This is a genomic window from Mycobacterium sp. 1165196.3 (assembly GCF_001673415.1).
GTDB classification, from domain to species: domain Bacteria; phylum Actinomycetota; class Actinomycetes; order Mycobacteriales; family Mycobacteriaceae; genus Mycobacterium; species Mycobacterium europaeum_A.
This window is the reverse complement of record NZ_LZLU01000177.1, coordinates 1-17,576: the sequence shown is the minus strand read 5'-3', so window position 1 is coordinate 17,576 and position 17,576 is coordinate 1. Positions and strand designations below refer to the sequence as shown.

Below are 17,576 nucleotides of genomic sequence, written 5' to 3'. Positions count from 1 at the left end.
GCGAAGCCGGGCGTGGCGGGCCGTCACGATCGAGCCCAATCTGGCGACGATGCGGGCCGGGACGGCCCGAGGAGGAGCGTCACCATCGGGCCCGCAACTTGGCCACCAATGGCGAGCAACGGCACAAGTCCTACCCCTAAAATTCCCGCCGGTATGCAAGCATGGGGAATGCAGACCGAGCCCGCCGCGACGCCCGAAATCGGCACGGCCGCGCGCTGGTCGATCATGATCGTTTCGCTGCTGGCGACGGCGAGTTCGTTCCTCTTCATCAACGGCGTCGCGTTCCTCATCCCGTCGCTGCAAGGCGCGCGCGGGATCCGGCTCGACGAGGCGGGCCTGCTGGCCTCGATGCCCAGCTGGGGCATGGTGGTCACGCTGGTGCTCTGGGGGTACGTGCTGGACCGGGTCGGCGAACGGGTGGTGATGGCCACCGGCTCGGCCCTTACCGCGATAGCGGCCTACGCCGCCGCGTCGGCGCATTCGATGGTGCTGATCGCCGTCTATCTGTTTCTCGGCGGCATGGCCGCGGCCAGCTGCAACACGGCCGGCGGGCGGCTGGTGTCCGCGTGGTTCCCGCCACATCAGCGCGGGCTGGCCATGGGCATCCGCCAGACCGCCCAACCCCTGGGAATCGCCTTGGGCGCGATGATAATTCCCGAGCTCGCCGAACACGGGCCGCAGGCCGGCCTGCGGTTCACCGCGCTGGCGTGTGCGCTCGGGGCGATCGTGAGCGTGGTCGGCATCGTCGACCCGCCGCGCAAGCCCCGCGCCAGCGCGAGCGATCAGGAACTGGCCAGCCCATACCGAGGATCGTTGACGCTGTGGCGAATTCACGCGGTGGCCGGGCTGATGATGATGCCGCAGACGGTCACCGTGACGTTCATGCTGGTGTGGCTGATCCGAAATCTGCACTGGTCGGTCGCGGCCGCCGGCGCGTTGGTCACCCTGTCGCAGCTGCTCGGCGCGGCCGGCCGGGTGGCCGTGGGCCGCTGGTCGGATCGGCTGGGCTCGCGCATGCGGCCGGTGCGCTACATCGCGGCCGCCGCCGTGCTGACCCTGCTGCTGCTGGCGTGGGCCGATTACATGAACACCCGGTGGCAGTCGGTGCTGATGGTCGCCATCTCGGTGATCGCGGTGCTCGACAACGGGCTGGAAGCCACCGCCATCACCGAATTCGCCGGGCCGTACTGGAGCGGTCGGGCCCTGGGCATCCAGAACACCACCCAGCGGATGATGGCGGCCGCCGGTCCCCCGCTGTTCGGTGCCTTGATCTCGGCCGCGAAGTATCCGCCGGCATGGGTGCTGTGCGCGCTGTTCCCCCTGGCGGCAATGCCTTTGGTGCCCACGCGATTGCTGCCGCCCGGGTTGGAGACTAGAGCCCGGCGGCAATCCGTTCGCCGACTTCGGTGGTGGCGCGCCGTTCGTTCCCACGCGTTGCCAGATATTGCTCGACGGCCCGGTCCACCCGCTTAGCCGCGGCGTCCTCGCCGAGGTGGGCCAGCAGCAGCGCCACCGACATGATGGCGGCGGTCGGATCGGCGATGCCCTGGCCGGCGATGTCCGGCGCGCTGCCATGGACGGGCTCGAACATCGACGGGTTGGTTCGGGTGCCGTCGATATTTCCACTGGCGGCCAAGCCAATTCCGCCGCACACCGCTGCCGACAGGTCGGTGATGATGTCGCCGAACAGGTTGTCGGTGACGATCACGTCGAAGCGACCGGGGTCGGTGACCATGAAGATGGTCGCGGCGTCGATGTGTTGGTAGGCCACTTCGACGTCGGGATAGTCCTGGCCCACCTCGGCCACGATGCGCGACCACAGCTTGCCGGCGAAGGTCAGCACGTTGGTTTTGTGCACCAGCGTCAAATGCTTTCGGCGCCGCTGCGCCCGTTCGAACGCATCGGCCACCACGCGGCGCACACCGAATGCCGTGTTCTGGCTTACCTCGGTGGCGACTTCGTTGGGCGTTCCGACGCGGATGGCGCCGCCGGTGCCGGTGTAGGGCCCTTCGGTTCCCTCGCGCACCACCACGAAGTCGATCTCGGGGTTGCCGGCCAACGGGCTGTTCACGCCCGGATAGAGCCGGCCCGGGCGCAGGTTGATGTGATGGTCGAGCTCGAAACGCAGGCGCAGCAACAAGCCTCGCTCCAGCACGCCGCTGGGCACCGATGGGTCACCGATGGCCCCGAGCAGGATGGCGTCATGCCCGCGCAGCTCGTCGACGACGGAGTCCGGCAGTAGCTCGCCGGTGGCGTGGTATCGGCGCGCGCCCAGGTCGTAGCTCGTCTTGTCCACCCCGGGCAGCACCGCGTCGAGGACCTTGACGGCCTCGGCCACTACCTCCGGGCCGATGCCGTCACCTTCGATGATGGCAAGCTTCATCGGCGCCGCTCCTCATCGCTAAGCTCTGCATCGTCGCTGGCGCGCTTCACGAAAGATCAACCACCTCAAGCTTGTTGGCGCCCACGGCCGCGCCGATTTCGGCCCGCACGTCGCCCGGCACGTCACGGTCCAGACGCAGCAGGATCGTCGCACTCGGGCCCTCGGCGTCCTCGGAGAGTTGCGCGGCCTCGATGTTCACCCCGGCCGAACCGAGCAGGGTGCCGATCTTGCCCAGCGCGCCGGGCTGGTCGACATAGTTGATCACCAGGTTGATACCGCGGGCACGCAGATCGAAGTTGCGGCCGTTGATCTGCACGATCTTCTCCACCAGCTGCGGGCCCGACAGGGTGCCCGCAACGTTAACGGCGGTGCCGTCGGGCGCGACCGCGCGCACGTCGACCACGCTGCGGTGGTTCGGGCTCTCCGAGGCCGTGCCGATCTCGGCGGTGATGCCGCGTTCTTCGGCCAGCGCCGGTGCGTTGACGAACGTCACCGGCCCCTCGACGACGGCCGAGAACAACCCGCGTAGGGCCGAAAGCTTAAGCACCTCAACGTCTTCGGAGGCGAGCTCGCCGCGCACCTGCACCGACAAGGAGACCGGCGGGCCGTCGGAAAGCGTGGCGGCCAGCAACCCGAGCTTGCGCACCAGGTCCAGCCAGGGCGCCACCTCCTCATTGACCACCCCGCCGCCGACGTTGACCGCGTCGGGGACGAATTCCCCGGCCAGAGCGAGCTTCACGCTCGCCGCGACGTCGGTGCCGGCCCGGTCCTGCGCCTCTTCGGTCGATGCCCCCAGATGCGGCGTGACCACCACCTGCGGCAGCTCGAACAGCGGGCTGTCGGTGCAGGGTTCCTTGGAGAAGACGTCGATGCCGGCCGCGCGGACGTGGCCGCTGCGCACCGCGTCGGCCAGCGCCGCCTCGTCGACCAGACCACCGCGAGCCGCGTTGACGATGATGACGCCCGGCTTGGTCTTGGCCAGCGCGTCCTTGTCGATCAGGCCCGCGGTCTCGGGTGTCTTCGGCAGGTGCACCGAGATGAAGTCGGCGCGGCCCAGCAGCTCGTCCAGCGTCAACAGTTCGATGCCCAGCTGCGCGGCCCGGGCCGGCGACACGTAGGGGTCGTAGGCGATCAGGTGAGTCCCGAAGGCGCTGAGCCGCTGGGCGACCAACTGCCCGATCCGGCCCAGGCCCACCACGCCGACCGTCTTGCCGAAGATCTCGGTGCCCGAGAACGACGACCGCTTCCAGGCGTGCTCGCGCAGTGAGGCGTCGGCGGCCGGCACCTGGCGGGCCGCCGACAGCAACAGCGCCAGCGCGTGCTCGGCGGCGCTGTGGATGTTCGACGTCGGCGCGTTCACCACCAGCACACCGCGCTCGGTGGCGGCGTCGACGTCGACGTTGTCCAGACCCACCCCGGCGCGGGCGACGATCTTCAGCTTGGGCGCCGCCGCCAGCACCTCGGCGTCGACCGTGGTGGCCGAACGCACCAGGAGCGCATCGGCCTCCGGCACGGCCGCCAGCAGCTTCTCCCGGTCGGGGCCGTCTACCCAGCGCACCTCGACCTGGTCACCGAGGGCGGCGACGGTTGATTCGGCGAGTTTGTCGGCAATGAGTACAACAGGCAGATTCACCCGGCCAGCCTATCGGCTGTAATTGACGCGTGGACGTCACCATCGTCGGCAGCGGACCCAATGGGCTGACCGCTGCCGTAATCTGCGCCCGGGCCGGTCTGAAAGTGCAGGTCGTCGAAGCTCAGCCGACGTTTGGCGGGGGCGCGCGCACCGCACCCGACCCAGATTCTGCGGGAGTCTTGCACGACATCTGCTCGGCGGTGCACCCCCTGGCGTTGGCGTCGCCGTTCTTCGCCGAATTCGATTTGCGCGCGCGCGGCGTGCGTCTGACGGTGCCGGACATCTCCTACGCCAACCCGCTGCCCGGGCGTCCGGCGGCCATCGCCTACCGCGACCTGGACCGCACCTGCGCCGAGCTCGAGCACGGTGCGTCCTTCAGGCGCCTGCTGGGTCCGCTGGTCGAGCGTTCCGACGACGTGGTGGCCCTGCTGCTGGGCGACAAACGGTCCATCCCAAACTCGCTGCCCTCGGCGCTGCGGCTGGGCCTGCGGATGCTGGCCCAGGGGACCCCGGCGTGGGGGACGTTGGCCGGCGAGGACGCCCGCGCACTGTTCACCGGCGTTGCCGCCCATATCATTTCGCGGATGCCGTCGCTGACCGCGGCCGGCGCCGGGATGATGCTGGCCACCCTGGCGCATTCGGTCGGCTGGCCGATCCCGGTGGGCGGCAGTCAGGCGATCACCGACGCCCTGATCGCCGACCTGCGCGCACACGGTGGCGAGCTGACGGCGGGCACGGAGGTCACCGAACCGCCTGACGGGGTCGTGGCCTTCGACACCGCGCCGACCGCGCTGCTGCGGATCTACGGTGACGCCCTGCCCGCCCGCTACGCGAAAGCGTTGCGGCGCTACACGTTTGGCCCCGGCGTCGCGAAGGTGGATTTCGTGCTGAGCGACGAGATCCCGTGGTCGGACGAGCGGCTGCGGCAGGCCCCGACGCTGCACCTCGGCGGCAGCCGAGCCCAGATGGCGCGCGCCGAGGCCGACATCGCCGCCGGCCGGCACGCGCAGTGGCCCATGGTGCTGGCGGCGTCGCCGCACGTCGCCGACCCCGGCCGCATCGACGCCGCCGGCCGCCGCCCGTTTTGGACTTATGCCCACGTGCCGTCGGGGTCCACCGTCGACGCGATCGAAGCGGTGACCGCGGTGGTCGAGCGCTTCGCCCCCGGCTTCCGTGACGTGGTGGTGGCCGCGCGCGCGGTGCCGGCCGCGCGGTTGTGCGAGCACAACGCGAACTACGTCGGCGGCGACATCGGGGTGGGCGGCAACTCGGCCTGGCGGGCGATCGCCGGGCCGACGCCGCGGTTAAACCCGTGGCGCACACCGGTTCCCAAGGTCTATCTGTGTTCCGCGGCCACTCCGCCCGGCGGCGGTGTGCACGGCATGGCCGGCTACTACGCGGCGCGCACGTTGTTGCACCGGGAATTCGGGATCGACACGATGCCGGATCTGCGGCCTACGATGACGCCGTGACGAAACTCGCGATCATCTACTACTCGGCCACCGGCCATGGCACCACGATGGCGCAGCGCGTTGCCGCCGCGGCCGAGAAGGCGGGGGCCGAGGTCCGCCTGAGACACATCGCCGAAACGCAGGATCCCGAATCCTTCGCCCACAACCCGGCCTGGACGGCCAATTACGAGGCCACCAAAGACCTTCCGGCCGCCACTGGCGACGACATCGTCTGGGCCGACGCGGTGATCTTCGGTTCACCGACCCGCTTCGGCTCTCCGGCAGCGCAATTGCGCGCGTTCCTCGACTCGCTGGGCGGGCTGTGGGCGCAGGGCAAACTCGCCGACAAGGTGTACGCGGGCTTCACGTCATCGAACACCGTGCACGGCGGTCAGGAATCCACCCTGCTCTCGCTGTACATCACGCTGATGCATTTCGGCGGCATCATCGTGCCCCCGGGCTACACCGACCCGTCGAAGTTCGTCGACGGCAATCCCTACGGGGCGAGCCTGGTCACCACCCACGACAACATCGAGGACATCGGTGAGGTCACCGACACGGCCCTCGAGCATCTGGCCATTCGGGTGGTGACGATCGCCGACCGGCTCCGCGACACTTAAACCACGCACACGACACGCCGTAAACGGTCGCCGTAGTTTAAGTTTCGCGGGCGGCGGTCCCAGGTAGCGCGAAAGCGCTAGGCGGTCTCGGTGATCGGCCGGTCGACCCAGCTCATCAGGTCGCGCAGCTTCTTGCCGGTGACCTCGATGGGGTGCTCGGCATTCTCCTTGCGCAACTGCTCGAGCTGCTTGTTGCCACCCTCGACGTTGGCGACCAACTTCTTGGTGAACTCGCCGCTTTGGATGTCGCGCAGGATCTCGCGCATCCGCTCCTTGGTGCCGGCGTCGATCACGCGCGGACCGGACAGGTAGCCGCCGAACTCCGCGGTGTCGGACACCGAGTAGTTCATCCGCGCGATGCCGCCCTCGTACATCAGGTCGACGATCAGCTTGAGCTCGTGCAGCACCTCGAAGTAGGCCATCTCCGGCGGGTAGCCCGCCTCGACCATCACGTCGAAACCGGTCTTCACCAATTCCTCTGTGCCACCGCACAACACGGCCTGCTCACCGAACAGGTCCGTCTCGGTCTCGTCCTTGAAGGTGGTCTTGATGACGCCGGCGCGGGTGCCGCCGATGGCCTTGGCATAGGACAGGGCCAGCGCCTCGCCGTCGCCGTTCGGGTCCTGGTCGACGGCGATCAGCGCGGGCACACCCTTGCCGTCGACGAACTGGCGGCGCACCAGGTGCCCCGGGCCCTTCGGTGCCACCATGGCGATGGTGACGTTGGCCGGCGGCTTGATCAGGTCGAAGTGGATGTTGAGGCCGTGGCCGAAGAACAACGCGTCCCCATCCTTGAGGTTGGGTTCGATGTCGTTCTTGAAGATGTCGGCCTGCGCGGTGTCGGGCGCCAGCAGCATGATCACGTCGGCCCACTTGGCGACCTCGGCGGGGGTGTCCACGTCCAGGCCCTGCTCTTCGACCTTGGCCCGCGACTTCGACCCCTCCTTCAGGCCCACCTTCACCTGCACGCCGGAGTCGCGCAGGCTCAGCGAGTGCGCGTGTCCTTGGCTGCCGTATCCGATGACACCGACCTTGCGACCCTGGATGATCGTCAGGTCCGCATCGTCGTCGTAGAACATTTCTAGTGCCACTGTTGAATATCTCCTTGTCTGTTACTTGGCCGTGCCGATTCCGCGTGGACCGCGAGACAGCGCCACCACTCCCGATTGGACGATTTCACGGATCCCGAAAGGTTCCAGGATCCGCAGCAGCGCCTCGATCTTGCCGCGGTCGCCCGTCGCCTCGATCGTCAACGCCTCGGTGGAAACGTCGATCACCTTGGCGCGGAACAGGTTCACCGCCTCGATGACCTGACTGCGGGTGCCCGCGTCGGCGCGGACCTTGATCAACGCCAATTCCCGCGACACCGAGTTGTCGTCATCGAGCTCGACGATCTTGATGACGTTGATCAGCTTGTTGAGCTGCTTGGTGATCTGCTCGAGCGGGGTCTCCTCGGCGGAGACCACGATCGTCATCCGCGACATGTCCTTTTGCTCGGTGGCACCGACCGCCAGCGATTCGATGTTGAAGCCGCGCCGACTGAACAGCGCCGCCACGCGGGCGAGCACACCGGGTTTGTCCTCGACCAGCACCGAGAGGGTATGCGTTTGCATCAGGCGTGCCCTTCGCTCTCGTCGTCGAACAGCGGACGGATGCCGCGGGCCGCCTGGATCTCGTCGTTGCTGGTACCGGCGGCCACCATCGGCCACACCTGCGCGTCGGCGCCGACGATGAAGTCGATCACCACCGGGCGGTCGTTGATCGCACGCGCCTGGTTAATCACGTCTTCCACGTCTTCCTCACGCTCGCAACGCAATCCGACGCAACCCAGCGCCTCGGCCAGCTTCACGAAGTCCGGGATCCGATGCGAATGCGTCGCCAGATCGGTCTGCGAGTAGCGCTCCTCGTAGAACAGCGTCTGCCACTGGCGCACCATGCCCAGGTTGCCGTTGTTGATCAGCGCCACCTTGATCGGCACGCCTTCGATCGCGCAGGTGGCCAGCTCCTGGTTGGTCATCTGGAAACAGCCGTCGCCGTCGATGGCCCACACCTCGGCCTCGGGGCGCGCCATCTTGGCTCCCATGGCCGCCGGGATGGCGAAACCCATGGTGCCCAACCCGCCCGAGTTCAGCCAGGTGCGCGGCTTCTCGTAGGAGATGAACTGGGCCGCCCACATCTGGTGCTGGCCCACACCGGCGACGTACAGGGCGTCGGGACCGGCGATCTGGCCGAGCTTTTCGATGACGTATTCCGGGCCGAGGCTGCCGTCACTCTGCGGCCCGTAGCTCAGCGGATAGGTGGACTGGACCTCGTTGAGGTAGGCCCACCACTCGGTCATGTCGAGCTTGCCGGGGATCCCGTCGTGGCGCAGCAACTCGAGCAGCTCGATGATGACGGCCTTGACGTCGCCCACGATCGGCACGTCGGCGTGGCGGTTCTTGCCGATCTCGGCGGGGTCGATGTCGGCGTGAATGACCTTGGCTTCCGGGGCGAAGGTGTCCAGCTTCCCGGTCACCCGGTCATCAAAGCGGGTCCCCAGCGCGATCAGCAGGTCGCTGCGCTGCAGGGCGGCCACCGCGGCGACGGTGCCGTGCATGCCGGGCATGCCCATGTGCTGCTTGTGGCTGTCGGGGAACGCGCCGCGCGCCATCAGCGTGGTCACCACGGGGATGCCGGTCAGCTCGGCCAGCTCGCGCAGCTGCTCGGTCGCGTCACCGCGGATGACCCCGCCGCCGACGTAGAGCACCGGCTTGCGGGAGGCCGCGATCAGTTTGGCGGCCTCCCGGATCTGCCGGCTGTGCGGTTTGGTGTTCGGCTTGTAGCCGGGCAAGTCCAGGCGGGGCGGCCAGCTGAACGTGCACTGGCCCTGCAGCACGTCCTTGGGGATGTCGACCAGCACCGCTCCGGGACGCCCCGAGGAGGCGATGTGGAACGCCTCGGCCAGCACCTGCGGGATCTCGTTACCCGAGCGGACCAGGAAGTTGTGCTTGGTGATCGGCATCGTGATGCCCGAGATGTCGGCTTCCTGGAAGGCGTCGGTGCCGATCAGCGAGCGTCCGACCTGGCCGGTCACGGCCACCACGGGAATCGAGTCCATCTGGGCGTCGGCCAGCGGGGTCACCAGGTTGGTCGCGCCGGGGCCCGAGGTCGCCATGCAGACACCGACCTTGCCGGTGGCGTGGGCGTAGCCGCTGGCGGCGTGGCCGGCGCCCTGCTCGTGACGGACCAGCACGTGGCGCAGCTTCTGCGAGTCGAACAGCGGGTCATAGACGGGCAGCACCGCGCCGCCGGGAATGCCGAAGATGACCTCTACGCCGAGTTCCTCCAGCGAACGAATCACCGATTGGGCGCCGGTAAGTTGTTCGGGCCCAATGCGTTTCGGCTTACCGGCCGCAGACTTCGCGGCGGGCTTGGCCGCGTCCGTGGCGATGTCGGCAGCGTCCGGTGTCGCGGCGGGCTGCTGCCTGATGGGAGCGCTCACTGTCGTTTTCGTCCTTATTCATTTCCGGGAATCTCGCTGGGGCAACAAAAAACCCCCGACAGCTCATCTGCTGCACGAGGGTTGCGCGTTGGTGCTGGATTGCTTCACATGCTCAAACGCAAGTCAGCCGCCAACGCGCCGACTAATTACTACGAGCATCCCGGGCTTTCCGGCGGTATCCATAGCGTCCGACGGTAGCCTTCGCACAGCTCAGCAGTCAAATCCGTGCCCGCTCACCAGGCGGGTTGACCGCCGTTACGCCGGGTGAGTGCGGCCGGAACCGGTCCCGCGCGCGGGGTGAAATGATGGTGGGGTGGCTAGCGGCTCGTCTCCCCAAACCCCGTCCCAGGCGCCCGTCGTGATCAAGGTGTCGCCGATCGCGCATCTGGCCGTCGGGTTCTTGACGCTGGGGTTGCTGATACCGGTGATGCTCTGGGCGCCGTCGTTGCCGCTGCTGATCCTGCCGATACTGCTGTCGGCGTTGATCATCCGGCTACGCACCGTCGCCGACGACCGGGGCGTGACCGTCCGGACGCTGCTGGGCAGCCGGCAGGTGCCCTGGGAGGAGATCGACGGGCTGCGTTTCCACCGCGGTTCGTGGGGTCGCGCGCGCCTCAAGAGCGGCGAAGAGCTGCGGTTGCCCGCGGTCACGTTCTCCACGCTGCCGCAGCTGACGCAGGCCAGCGCCGGGCGGGTCCCCAACCCCTACCAGTGACGTGGCTGGTCAGCCGATCGGATTCACGCCGTTGAGCGCCACCCACACCCCGACACCGGCGGCGATGCCGGCCAGCAGCGCGACAAAGGAGCCGATGAAGGGCCGATGCGCCCAACCGCGGCGCGCGTCCAGGCCGTACCGGCCGGGTCCGCACAGCACGACCGCGACGGCCAGCACGATCAGGGTGATCTGGTATTCGTGGCCCTCGGGCAGGAAGAACGAGAAGTTGCGGGTATGCGGCCGCACCGAGACGCTGGCCAGCAGGCCGTTGATCAAGAACGCCAACGCGCCCGCCGCGGCGACCGGCGTGAACAAGCCCAGTACCAGCAGCACACCCGCCACGACCTCACCGCCGGCGCTCACGTAGGCGAGGATGTCCGCGTGCTGGTAGCCGACATCGGACAGTGAGTTCTTGAAGCCCGTCACGCCCGAGCCACCCCACCAGCCGAACAGCTTCTGCAGCCCGTGGGCGCCGAGCACCACGCCCAGCCCGACGCGCAGCAGCAGCAAACCGAGGTGCTGCGTTCCGCGCCGGCCGACATCGTGCAGCCGGTCGTGGTGTTCGTCGTCGGCGAGGTCGGCCTCGGGAGCCGCGTTCCGGGCCGCCGAATGCGGCTGCACGTAGGGCAGGGGCTCCTGCTGTTCCAGCAGGTTGTAGCCCCCGGCCCCGGAGCCGGCGACCGCGGCGGCGGCGCCGTACGGGATGACGGTGGTGGTCCCGGTGGACGGGTTGAAGTCGCCGGGATAGCCGACCGGCGTCAGGTCATCTTCGGGATCGACCAGCCGCGCCGAGGCGGGGCGTCCCGGGGTCGGCTCCGGGGATTCGCCGGGGCGTTGCCAATGTGCGTCATTCGGTTGACTGGTCACGGGTGTCAGGGTAAGGGCATTCCGTCCTGAATTGGGGATTTGAGCGGCGCTTTCGCCTGGCAATCGGTGGTTTGCCCGTCAAACCGGGCCGGATCGACCCGAAATCGCCTTCCGGGCCCGTTTTGGCGGTCCGTGACGCGAGATCGCGCATGGTCGACGGTGGCGCGCGGCCGGCCTCCGATCGGGCCTTCGGCGGCGGGCACGAGGGACGTGTGTGGCGGCGCCGCCGACAGTGTCCGTAGCCTGACGGTCATGCGACTAGGGCGAGCGGGGCGGTCGGTTCGGCGCGGGTTCGCCGCGCTGTGCGCCCTCGTGCTGGTGACAAGCGGTTGCGCGCGCTTCAACGACGCCCAATCGCAGCCGTTCACCACCGCGCCCGAGCTCAAGCCGCAACCCAGCTCGACGCCTCCCCCGCCGCCGCCGCTGCCGCCCACGCCGTTCCCCAAGGCGTGCCCCGCCCCCGGCGTGATGCAGGGCTGCCTGGAGAGCACCAGTGGCCTGATCATGGGCCCGGACAGCAAAACCGCGCTGGTCGCCGAGCGCACCACCGGCGCGGTCAAGGAGATCTCGGTCAACGCCGAACCGAAGGTGAAGACGGTGATCCCGGTCGACTCGTCCGGCGACGGCGGTTTGATGGACATCGTGATGTCGCCCACCTACACCCAGGACCGCCTGATGTACGCCTACATCAGCACGCCCACCGACAACCGGGTGATCCGCGTGGCCGACGGCGACATCCCCAAGGACATCCTGACCGGGATCCCCAAGGGCGCCACCGGAAACACCGGCGCGTTGATCTTCACCAGCCCCACCACGCTGGTCGTGATGACCGGCGACGCGGGCAATCCGGCGCTGGCCGCCGACCCCAAGTCGCTGGCCGGCAAGGTGCTGCGGATCGAGCAGCCGACCACCGTGGGCCAGGCGCCGCCGACGACGGCGCTGTCCGGCGTGGGTGCCGGCGGCGGCCTGTGCACCGACCCGGTTGACGGCTCGCTGTACGTCGCCGACCGCACCCCGACGGCAGATCGGTTGCAGCGCATCACCAAAACGTCCGATGTGTCCACGGTGTGGACCTGGCCGGACAAACCCGGCGTGGCAGGCTGCGCCGCGATGGACGGGACCGTGCTGGTCAACTTGATCAACACCAAGCTGACGGTCGCGGTCCGGCTGGCGCCGGCCACCGGCGCGGTCACCGGTGAACCCGACGTCGTCCGCAAGGACACCCACGCCCACGCCTGGGCGCTGCGCATGTCGCCGGATGGAAACGTCTGGGGCGCAACCGTCAACAAGACGGCCGGAGATGCCGAGAAGCTGGACGACGTGGTGTTCCCGCTCTTCCCACAGGGCGGCGGTTTCCCGCGCAACAGCGACGACAAGAGCTAGGCCGGTTCTCGATCCGCCGAGTGTGCAGTTTACGACGGCGTATCGGCGTGTCGCGCCGTGGATCACACGCTCGACGCGCAGCTAGGCCGGGTCAGCCCTGGCCGCAGGCGGCCAACACCAATTCGCGTACCCGCGCGGCGTCGGCCTGGCCGCGGGTGGCCTTCATCACCGCGCCGACGATCGCGCCGGCCGCGGCCACCTTGCCGCCGCGAATCTTTTCTGCCACATCGGGATTGGCGGCCAACGCCTCATCGACGGCGGCCTGGGTCACCGAGTCGTCACGCACCAGGGCCAGACCGCGCGCGGTCATCACCTCGTCGGGCTCGCCCTCCCCGGCCAGCACGCCCTCGACGACCTGACGGGCCAGCTTGGTGGACAGCTTGCCCTCGTCCACCAGCGCCACGACGGCGGCGACCTGGGCCGGCGTTATGGCCAGCTCGTCCAGCGCCACGTTGGCCTCGTTGGCCTTCTGCATCAAGAAGTTTCCCCACCAGGCGCGGGCCTGTTCGCTGGAGGCGCCGTGCGCGATGGTCGCGGTGACCAATTCGATCGCCCCGGCGTTGACCAGGTCGCGCATCACCTCGTCGGAGATGCCCCACTCGTCCTGAATGCGCTTGCGGCTCAACCACGGCAGCTCGGGGATGGACGCGCGCAGCCGCTCGACCAGTTCGCGGCTGGGCGCGACGGGCTCGAGGTCCGGCTCGGGGAAATACCGGTAGTCCTCGGCCGTTTCTTTGGTGCGGCCCGGGCTCGTGTAGCCACCGGTCTCGTGAAAGTGCCGGGTTTCCTGGATGATTCGACCACCCGAGGCCAGAACCGCGGCCTGGCGCTGCATTTCGTAGCGCACCGCCACCTCGACGCTCTTGAGCGAGTTGACGTTCTTGGTCTCGGTCCGGGTGCCGAACTCGCTCGCACCGGTGGGTTTGAGCGACACATTGGAGTCACATCGCATGGAGCCCTGGTCCATGCGGACGTCGGATACGCCTAAGGCGCGCAACAGGTCTCGCAACGCCGTCACATAGGCGCGGGCGATCTGCGGCGCCCGGGCTCCGGCGCCCTCGATGGGCTTGGTGACGATTTCGATCAGCGGCACGCCGGCGCGGTTGTAGTCGATCAGCGACGTGGTCGCGCCGTGGATGCGACCCGTCTCACTGCCGATGTGGGTGAGCTTGCCGGTGTCTTCCTCCATGTGCGCGCGCTCGATCTCGACCCGCCAGGTGGTGCCGTCCTCCAGCGGCGCCTCCAGGAAGCCGTTGATGGCGATCGGCTCGTCGTATTGCGAAATCTGGTAGTTCTTGGGCTGGTCCGGGTAGAAGTAGTTCTTCCGGGCGAAGCGGCACCACGGGACGATCTCGCAGTTCAGCGCCAGCCCGATGCGAATGGCCGACTCGACCGCGGCCTGGTTGAGCACGGGCAGCGAGCCGGGCAGGCCCAGGCACACCGGGCACACCTGGGTGTTGGGTTCGGCGCCGAACGCGGTGGTGCATCCGCAGAACATCTTGGTGACGGTGGACAGCTCCACGTGCACCTCGAGGCCGAGTACCGGATCGAAACGGGCGATGACGTCGTCGAAGTCCATCAGATCGGCGCTGGCGGCAACACTCATGCGCTCGATCCTAATGGTGATCGCGAGCGCGGCGGAGCCGGGCGAAGCGGGTCACCACCGACCAACCTAGTGGTGATCGCGAGCGCGGCGGAGCCGGGCGAAGCGGGTCACCACCGACCAACCAAGTGGTGATCGCGAGCGCGGCGGAGCCGGGCGAAGCGGGTCACCCCGATCAACCTAGTGGTGATCGCGAGCGCGCTCCCCTCCCCTGCCGGGGAACATCTCGGCCAGCGCGGCAGCCAGCTCGAGATAGCTGCGCCGGCTCTCCTTGCTCAATCGGTCCAGCGCGATCTTTCGTCCCTCGTGGACGTGCCGATCGAACGGCAGCGCCACCGTGGCCCCGACGCGGGCGGACAGCCGGTCGAGTTCGGTGACGGCCACGGCGTCGACCTTGGCCGGCTCGACATGGTTGACGGCCAGCACCGTCCACTGCATCAGGGATTGATAGCCGTTGTGGCACAACCAATCCAGCGTCGCCCGAGTTTTGCGTATCGCATCGATGGCGGGACTGGTCACCACCACCAGGGCACGCGATTCCGGCAGAACAGCGTCCATCACAGCGGAATTGAGCGTTTTCACACAGTCGACCAACACCACCGAATACTGGTTTCGCAGCATCGAGAAAGCCCGCAGCATGTCGTGCCGTTCCAGGCGCCAGTCGCTGTCCGGCAGCCCGAGCACTTCCAGGCCGAAGCCGTTCATGTACGTCAGCGCGCGAATGTCCTCGTACTGCGGCGCCGGGTTGCCGTGCAACAGGTCGGCCAGGCTGTGCGGGTTGCGGCGACCGTGGCGTTCCGACAGGTCGCCGGCGTCGATGTCGAGGGCGAGCACCCGGTCGTCGCGTACCGCCGCGAACGTCGACCCCAGCGCCTCCACCACCGTGGTCTTACCGACCCCGCCCTTGAGGTTGAGCACGGCGATCGGGAAGGCACCGCCGACGGTTGCGCGGATGCGCCGCCGCAGCTCGTTCTCGTACGCCGTGTTCTTGCCCGGGCCAAGCTCGATGCCGGTCACGCGGTGCAGCAGCTGCCGCCAGTCGAACCGATTGGCGGCGGTGTCTTGCGTGTCGAAGCGGTCCAGCGCCGTCGCCCCCAGCATCGGCTCGGGGCGCGCCGCCGCCGGCCGGGCCGGCCGGCGCGGTGGTGGCGGCGGTGGCGGTCCGCCCGGGTGTCGATGCGGTCCGCGGGCCTGCGGCACGGTGGCCGCCGCGGGGTCGGCGCCGGCGCGGCGCCTGGGCGGGCCCGGCTTATGGTTCGGCGGAACCGGTGGTCCCCCCGCTGCCGCGGATTGCTGAACGACTCCGCGAATCGCACCGCGGTGGCTCATACTCCCGGTATAACCCCTCACGGCCGGTCCGGAAACCACGAAAAGGTGGCGATCGCAAACCACCTGGATCGTTAGCGGGCTAATTCAGGCCGCGGTTCTCTGCGGTCCACCGAATGTTCGCCCTGTGGGCGCGTCTAACCGAAGAACGCGGCGGCGTCGTCGTAGCGGCTATCGGGGACCAGCTTGAGCTGACGCACCGCGTCGGCCAACGGAACGCGGCCGATATCCTGCCCGCGCAGCGACACCATCTGGCCGTATTCCCCGGCGTGCGCGGCGTCGGCCGCATTCACCCCGAACCGGGTGGCCAACACCCGGTCGTAGGCCGTCGGGGTACCGCCCCGCTGGACGTGACCGAGCACGGTCACCCGGACGTCCTTGTTGATCCGCTTCTCCACCTCGGCGCCGAGCTGGGCGGCCACGCCGGTGAACTTCTCGTGGCCGAATTCGTCAATCCCGCCTTCTCGCAACGCAATCGAACCGGGAATGGGCTTGGCGCCCTCGGCGACCACGCAGATGAAGTGCGAATCTCCGCGCTGGAAGCGCCTTTTCACCAGCCGGCAGACCTCTTCGACGTCGAAGGGCTGCTCGGGGATCAGGGTCATGTGTGCGCCCGACGCCAGACCGGCGTTCAGCGCGATCCAGCCGGCGTGGCGGCCCATCACCTCGACCAGCATGACCCGCTGGTGCGATTCGGCGGTGCTGTGCAGCCGGTCGATGGCGTCGGTGGCCACGGTCAGCGCGGTGTCATGGCCGAAAGTCACGTCGGTGCAATCGATGTCGTTGTCGATGGTCTTGGGGACACCGACCACGGGAACATTCTCCTCCGAGAGCCAGTGCGCGGCCGTCAGCGTGCCCTCCCCGCCGATGGGGATCAGGACGTCGATTCCGTTGTCGTCCAGGGTCTGCTTGATCTGGTTCAGCCCGGCGCGCAGTTTGTCGGGATGCACGCGGGCGGTGCCCAGCATGGTTCCGCCCTTGGCCAGCAGACGGTCGTTGCGATCGTCGTTCTGCAGCTGGACGCGGCGGTTCTCCAGCAATCCGCGCCAGCCGTCCTGGAATCCGACCACCGACGAGCCGTACCGCGCGTCGCAGGTTCGCACCACCGCCCGGATGACCGCGTTGAGTCCGGGGCAGTCGCCGCCTCCGGTGAGCACTCCGATCCGCATGGTTTCATCTTGCCTGGGACGGCGGGGTTATGGCGCGATTAGCCGCGACGGCTCACTAGACGGTGGGCGCCGAGGGCAGCGGCCCGCGGGCCGCCTCGTAGGCGGCGCCGACCCGGTAGAGCCGGTCGTCAGCCAGCGCCGGCGCCATGATCTGCAGCCCGACGGGCAGGTCGTCGTCCGGCGACAGACCGGCCGGCACCGACATGCCGCAGTGCCCCGCCAGATTCAGCGGCAGCGTGCACAGGTCGAACAGATACATCGCCAGCGGATCGTCGACCTTCTCCCCCAGCCGAAACGCCGTGGTCGGGGTCGCGGGCGACACCACCACGTCCACCGAGCGATAGGCCTCGTCCAGGTCGCGGGCGATCAGCGTGCGCACCTTCTGCGCCTGGTTGTAATACGCGTCGTAGTAGCCGGCCGACAACGCATACGTGCCGATCATGATGCGCCGCTTGACCTCCGGCCCGAAACCGGCAGCCCGCGTCAACGCCATCACCTCCTCGGCGCTGTGGCTGCCGTCGTCGCCGACCCGCAGCCCGTAGCGCATCGCGTCGAAGCGGGCCAGGTTGCTCGACACCTCCGACGGCAGGATCAGGTAGTAGGCGGCCAGCGCGTACTCGAAGTGGGGGCAGTCGACCTCGCTCACGTCGGCGCCCAGGGCGGTCAGCTGCTCGACGGCGGCCTCGAACGCGCTCAACACCCCGGGCTGATAACCCTCGCCGCGTAGCTGCTTGACCACTCCGACGCGCACGCCCTTGAGGTCACCGTCCGCGCCGGCCCGGGCGGCGCCCACGACGTCGGGCACCGCCGCGTCCACCGACGTGGAGTCGCGGGGGTCATGCCCGGCGATCACCTGGTGCAGCAGTGCGGTGTCGAGCACCGTGCGCGCGCACGGGCCGCCCTGATCCAGCGACGACGCGCACGCCACCAGGCCGTAGCGCGACA

The 17,576-nt window shown here is 68.6% G+C and carries 15 protein-coding genes; 5 read left to right on the top strand and 10 right to left on the bottom strand.

All coding sequences use genetic code 11. From position 1 onward, the window contains the following. Window positions 1–168 precede the first annotated feature (168 nt). Window positions 169–1,473 (top strand): MFS transporter, encoded by a 1,305-nt coding sequence (locus A5659_RS18815; RefSeq protein ID WP_066862048.1) that lies wholly within the window; start codon window positions 169–171, stop codon window positions 1,471–1,473. Here A5659_RS18815 and A5659_RS18810 read toward each other — a convergent pair. After that, window positions 1,373–2,383, bottom strand: coding sequence for a 3-isopropylmalate dehydrogenase (locus tag A5659_RS18810; RefSeq protein ID WP_067140024.1), 1,011 nt, complete (start codon window positions 2,381–2,383; stop codon window positions 1,373–1,375). The genes A5659_RS18815 and A5659_RS18810 overlap by 101 nt on opposite strands. A gap of 46 nt (window positions 2,384–2,429) precedes the next feature. Then, window positions 2,430–4,016 (bottom strand): phosphoglycerate dehydrogenase, encoded by a 1,587-nt coding sequence (gene serA, locus A5659_RS18805; RefSeq protein ID WP_066862054.1) that lies wholly within the window; start codon window positions 4,014–4,016, stop codon window positions 2,430–2,432. A 29-nt stretch (window positions 4,017–4,045) separates the two neighbouring features. Here serA and A5659_RS18800 point away from each other — a divergent pair, with 29 nt between their 5' ends. Both A5659_RS18800 and wrbA read left to right on the top strand, forming a co-directional pair. Further along, the gene (locus A5659_RS18800) at window positions 4,046–5,488 is read left to right on the top strand and encodes an NAD(P)/FAD-dependent oxidoreductase (protein WP_066862057.1); all 1,443 of its coding nucleotides are present in this window, start codon (window positions 4,046–4,048) and stop codon (window positions 5,486–5,488) included. Further along, window positions 5,485–6,087 carry an NAD(P)H:quinone oxidoreductase gene (gene wrbA / locus A5659_RS18795; RefSeq protein WP_066862060.1) on the top strand — a complete coding sequence of 201 codons (603 nt, stop codon included), beginning with the start codon at window positions 5,485–5,487 and terminating at the stop codon, window positions 6,085–6,087. Before A5659_RS18800 ends, wrbA begins: the two co-directional genes overlap by 4 nt. A 77-nt stretch (window positions 6,088–6,164) precedes the next feature. On the opposite strand, the gene ilvC is transcribed toward wrbA, so the two are convergent. The 3 genes from ilvC to A5659_RS18780 are packed head-to-tail and all read right to left on the bottom strand — an operon-like array spanning window position 6,165 to window position 9,568. Continuing rightward, window positions 6,165–7,166 carry a ketol-acid reductoisomerase gene (gene ilvC / locus A5659_RS18790; RefSeq protein WP_112709537.1) on the bottom strand — a complete coding sequence of 334 codons (1,002 nt, stop codon included), beginning with the start codon at window positions 7,164–7,166 and terminating at the stop codon, window positions 6,165–6,167. 33 nt (window positions 7,167–7,199) lie between these two features. Beyond that, window positions 7,200–7,700: an acetolactate synthase small subunit gene (gene ilvN / locus A5659_RS18785; protein WP_066862065.1), complete on the bottom strand. Its 501-nt coding sequence runs from the start codon at window positions 7,698–7,700 to the stop codon at window positions 7,200–7,202. Continuing rightward, complete coding sequence (locus tag A5659_RS18780) at window positions 7,700–9,568, bottom strand: acetolactate synthase large subunit (protein ID WP_067183367.1); 1,869 nt, start codon at window positions 9,566–9,568, stop codon at window positions 7,700–7,702. Before A5659_RS18780 ends, ilvN begins: the two co-directional genes overlap by 1 nt. Window positions 9,569–9,926: 358 nt before the next feature. On the opposite strand from A5659_RS18780, the gene A5659_RS18775 reads away from it, so the two are divergent. Beyond that, a complete protein-coding gene (locus A5659_RS18775; RefSeq protein WP_066862071.1) occupies window positions 9,927–10,283 on the top strand; it encodes a PH domain-containing protein in 357 nt (118 codons plus the stop codon). A 9-nt stretch (window positions 10,284–10,292) separates the two neighbouring features. Here the strand turns inward: A5659_RS18775 and A5659_RS18770 are convergent, their stop codons facing one another. Continuing rightward, a complete protein-coding gene (locus A5659_RS18770) occupies window positions 10,293–11,150 on the bottom strand; it encodes a DoxX family protein (RefSeq protein WP_066862074.1) in 858 nt (285 codons plus the stop codon). Between the two features lie 252 nt (window positions 11,151–11,402). On the opposite strand from A5659_RS18770, the gene A5659_RS18765 reads away from it, so the two are divergent. Further along, window positions 11,403–12,533: a sorbosone dehydrogenase family protein gene (locus A5659_RS18765; RefSeq protein WP_066862268.1), complete on the top strand. Its 1,131-nt coding sequence runs from the start codon at window positions 11,403–11,405 to the stop codon at window positions 12,531–12,533. A gap of 91 nt (window positions 12,534–12,624) precedes the next feature. Here the strand turns inward: A5659_RS18765 and gatB are convergent, their stop codons facing one another. The 4 genes from gatB to A5659_RS18745 all read right to left on the bottom strand — a co-directional run. Continuing rightward, window positions 12,625–14,139: an Asp-tRNA(Asn)/Glu-tRNA(Gln) amidotransferase subunit GatB gene (gatB, locus tag A5659_RS18760; RefSeq protein ID WP_067183364.1), complete on the bottom strand. Its 1,515-nt coding sequence runs from the start codon at window positions 14,137–14,139 to the stop codon at window positions 12,625–12,627. Between the two features lie 177 nt (window positions 14,140–14,316). Next, window positions 14,317–15,237 carry a MinD/ParA family protein gene (locus tag A5659_RS18755; RefSeq protein WP_067183360.1) on the bottom strand — a complete coding sequence of 307 codons (921 nt, stop codon included), beginning with the start codon at window positions 15,235–15,237 and terminating at the stop codon, window positions 14,317–14,319. Window positions 15,238–15,599: 362 nt separating this feature from the next. Further along, complete coding sequence (locus A5659_RS18750) at window positions 15,600–16,631, bottom strand: ATP-dependent 6-phosphofructokinase (RefSeq protein ID WP_066862084.1); 1,032 nt, start codon at window positions 16,629–16,631, stop codon at window positions 15,600–15,602. A gap of 55 nt (window positions 16,632–16,686) precedes the next feature. Beyond that, window positions 16,687–17,576 (bottom strand): amidase family protein (locus A5659_RS18745; RefSeq protein ID WP_197498085.1); only part of this gene is annotated, 890 nt, incomplete at its 5' end.

Bases quoted from the DNA above. Each gene is read 5' to 3' on its own strand.
- A5659_RS18815 (WP_066862048.1), top strand. From the start codon at position 169: ATGCAGACCGAGCCCGCCGCGACGCCCGAAATCGGCACGGCCGCGCGC.
- A5659_RS18810 (WP_067140024.1), bottom strand. From the start codon at position 2,383: ATGAAGCTTGCCATCATCGAAGGTGACGGCATCGGCCCGGAGGTAGTG.
- ilvC (WP_112709537.1), bottom strand. From the start codon at position 7,166: ATGTTCTACGACGACGATGCGGACCTGACGATCATCCAGGGTCGCAAG.
- ilvN (WP_066862065.1), bottom strand. From the start codon at position 7,700: ATGCAAACGCATACCCTCTCGGTGCTGGTCGAGGACAAACCCGGTGTG.
- A5659_RS18765 (WP_066862268.1), top strand. From the start codon at position 11,403: ATGCGACTAGGGCGAGCGGGGCGGTCGGTTCGGCGCGGGTTCGCCGCG.
- gatB (WP_067183364.1), bottom strand. From the start codon at position 14,139: ATGAGTGTTGCCGCCAGCGCCGATCTGATGGACTTCGACGACGTCATC.
- A5659_RS18755 (WP_067183360.1), bottom strand. From the start codon at position 15,237: ATGCTGGGGGCGACGGCGCTGGACCGCTTCGACACGCAAGACACCGCC.
- A5659_RS18750 (WP_066862084.1), bottom strand. From the start codon at position 16,631: ATGCGGATCGGAGTGCTCACCGGAGGCGGCGACTGCCCCGGACTCAAC.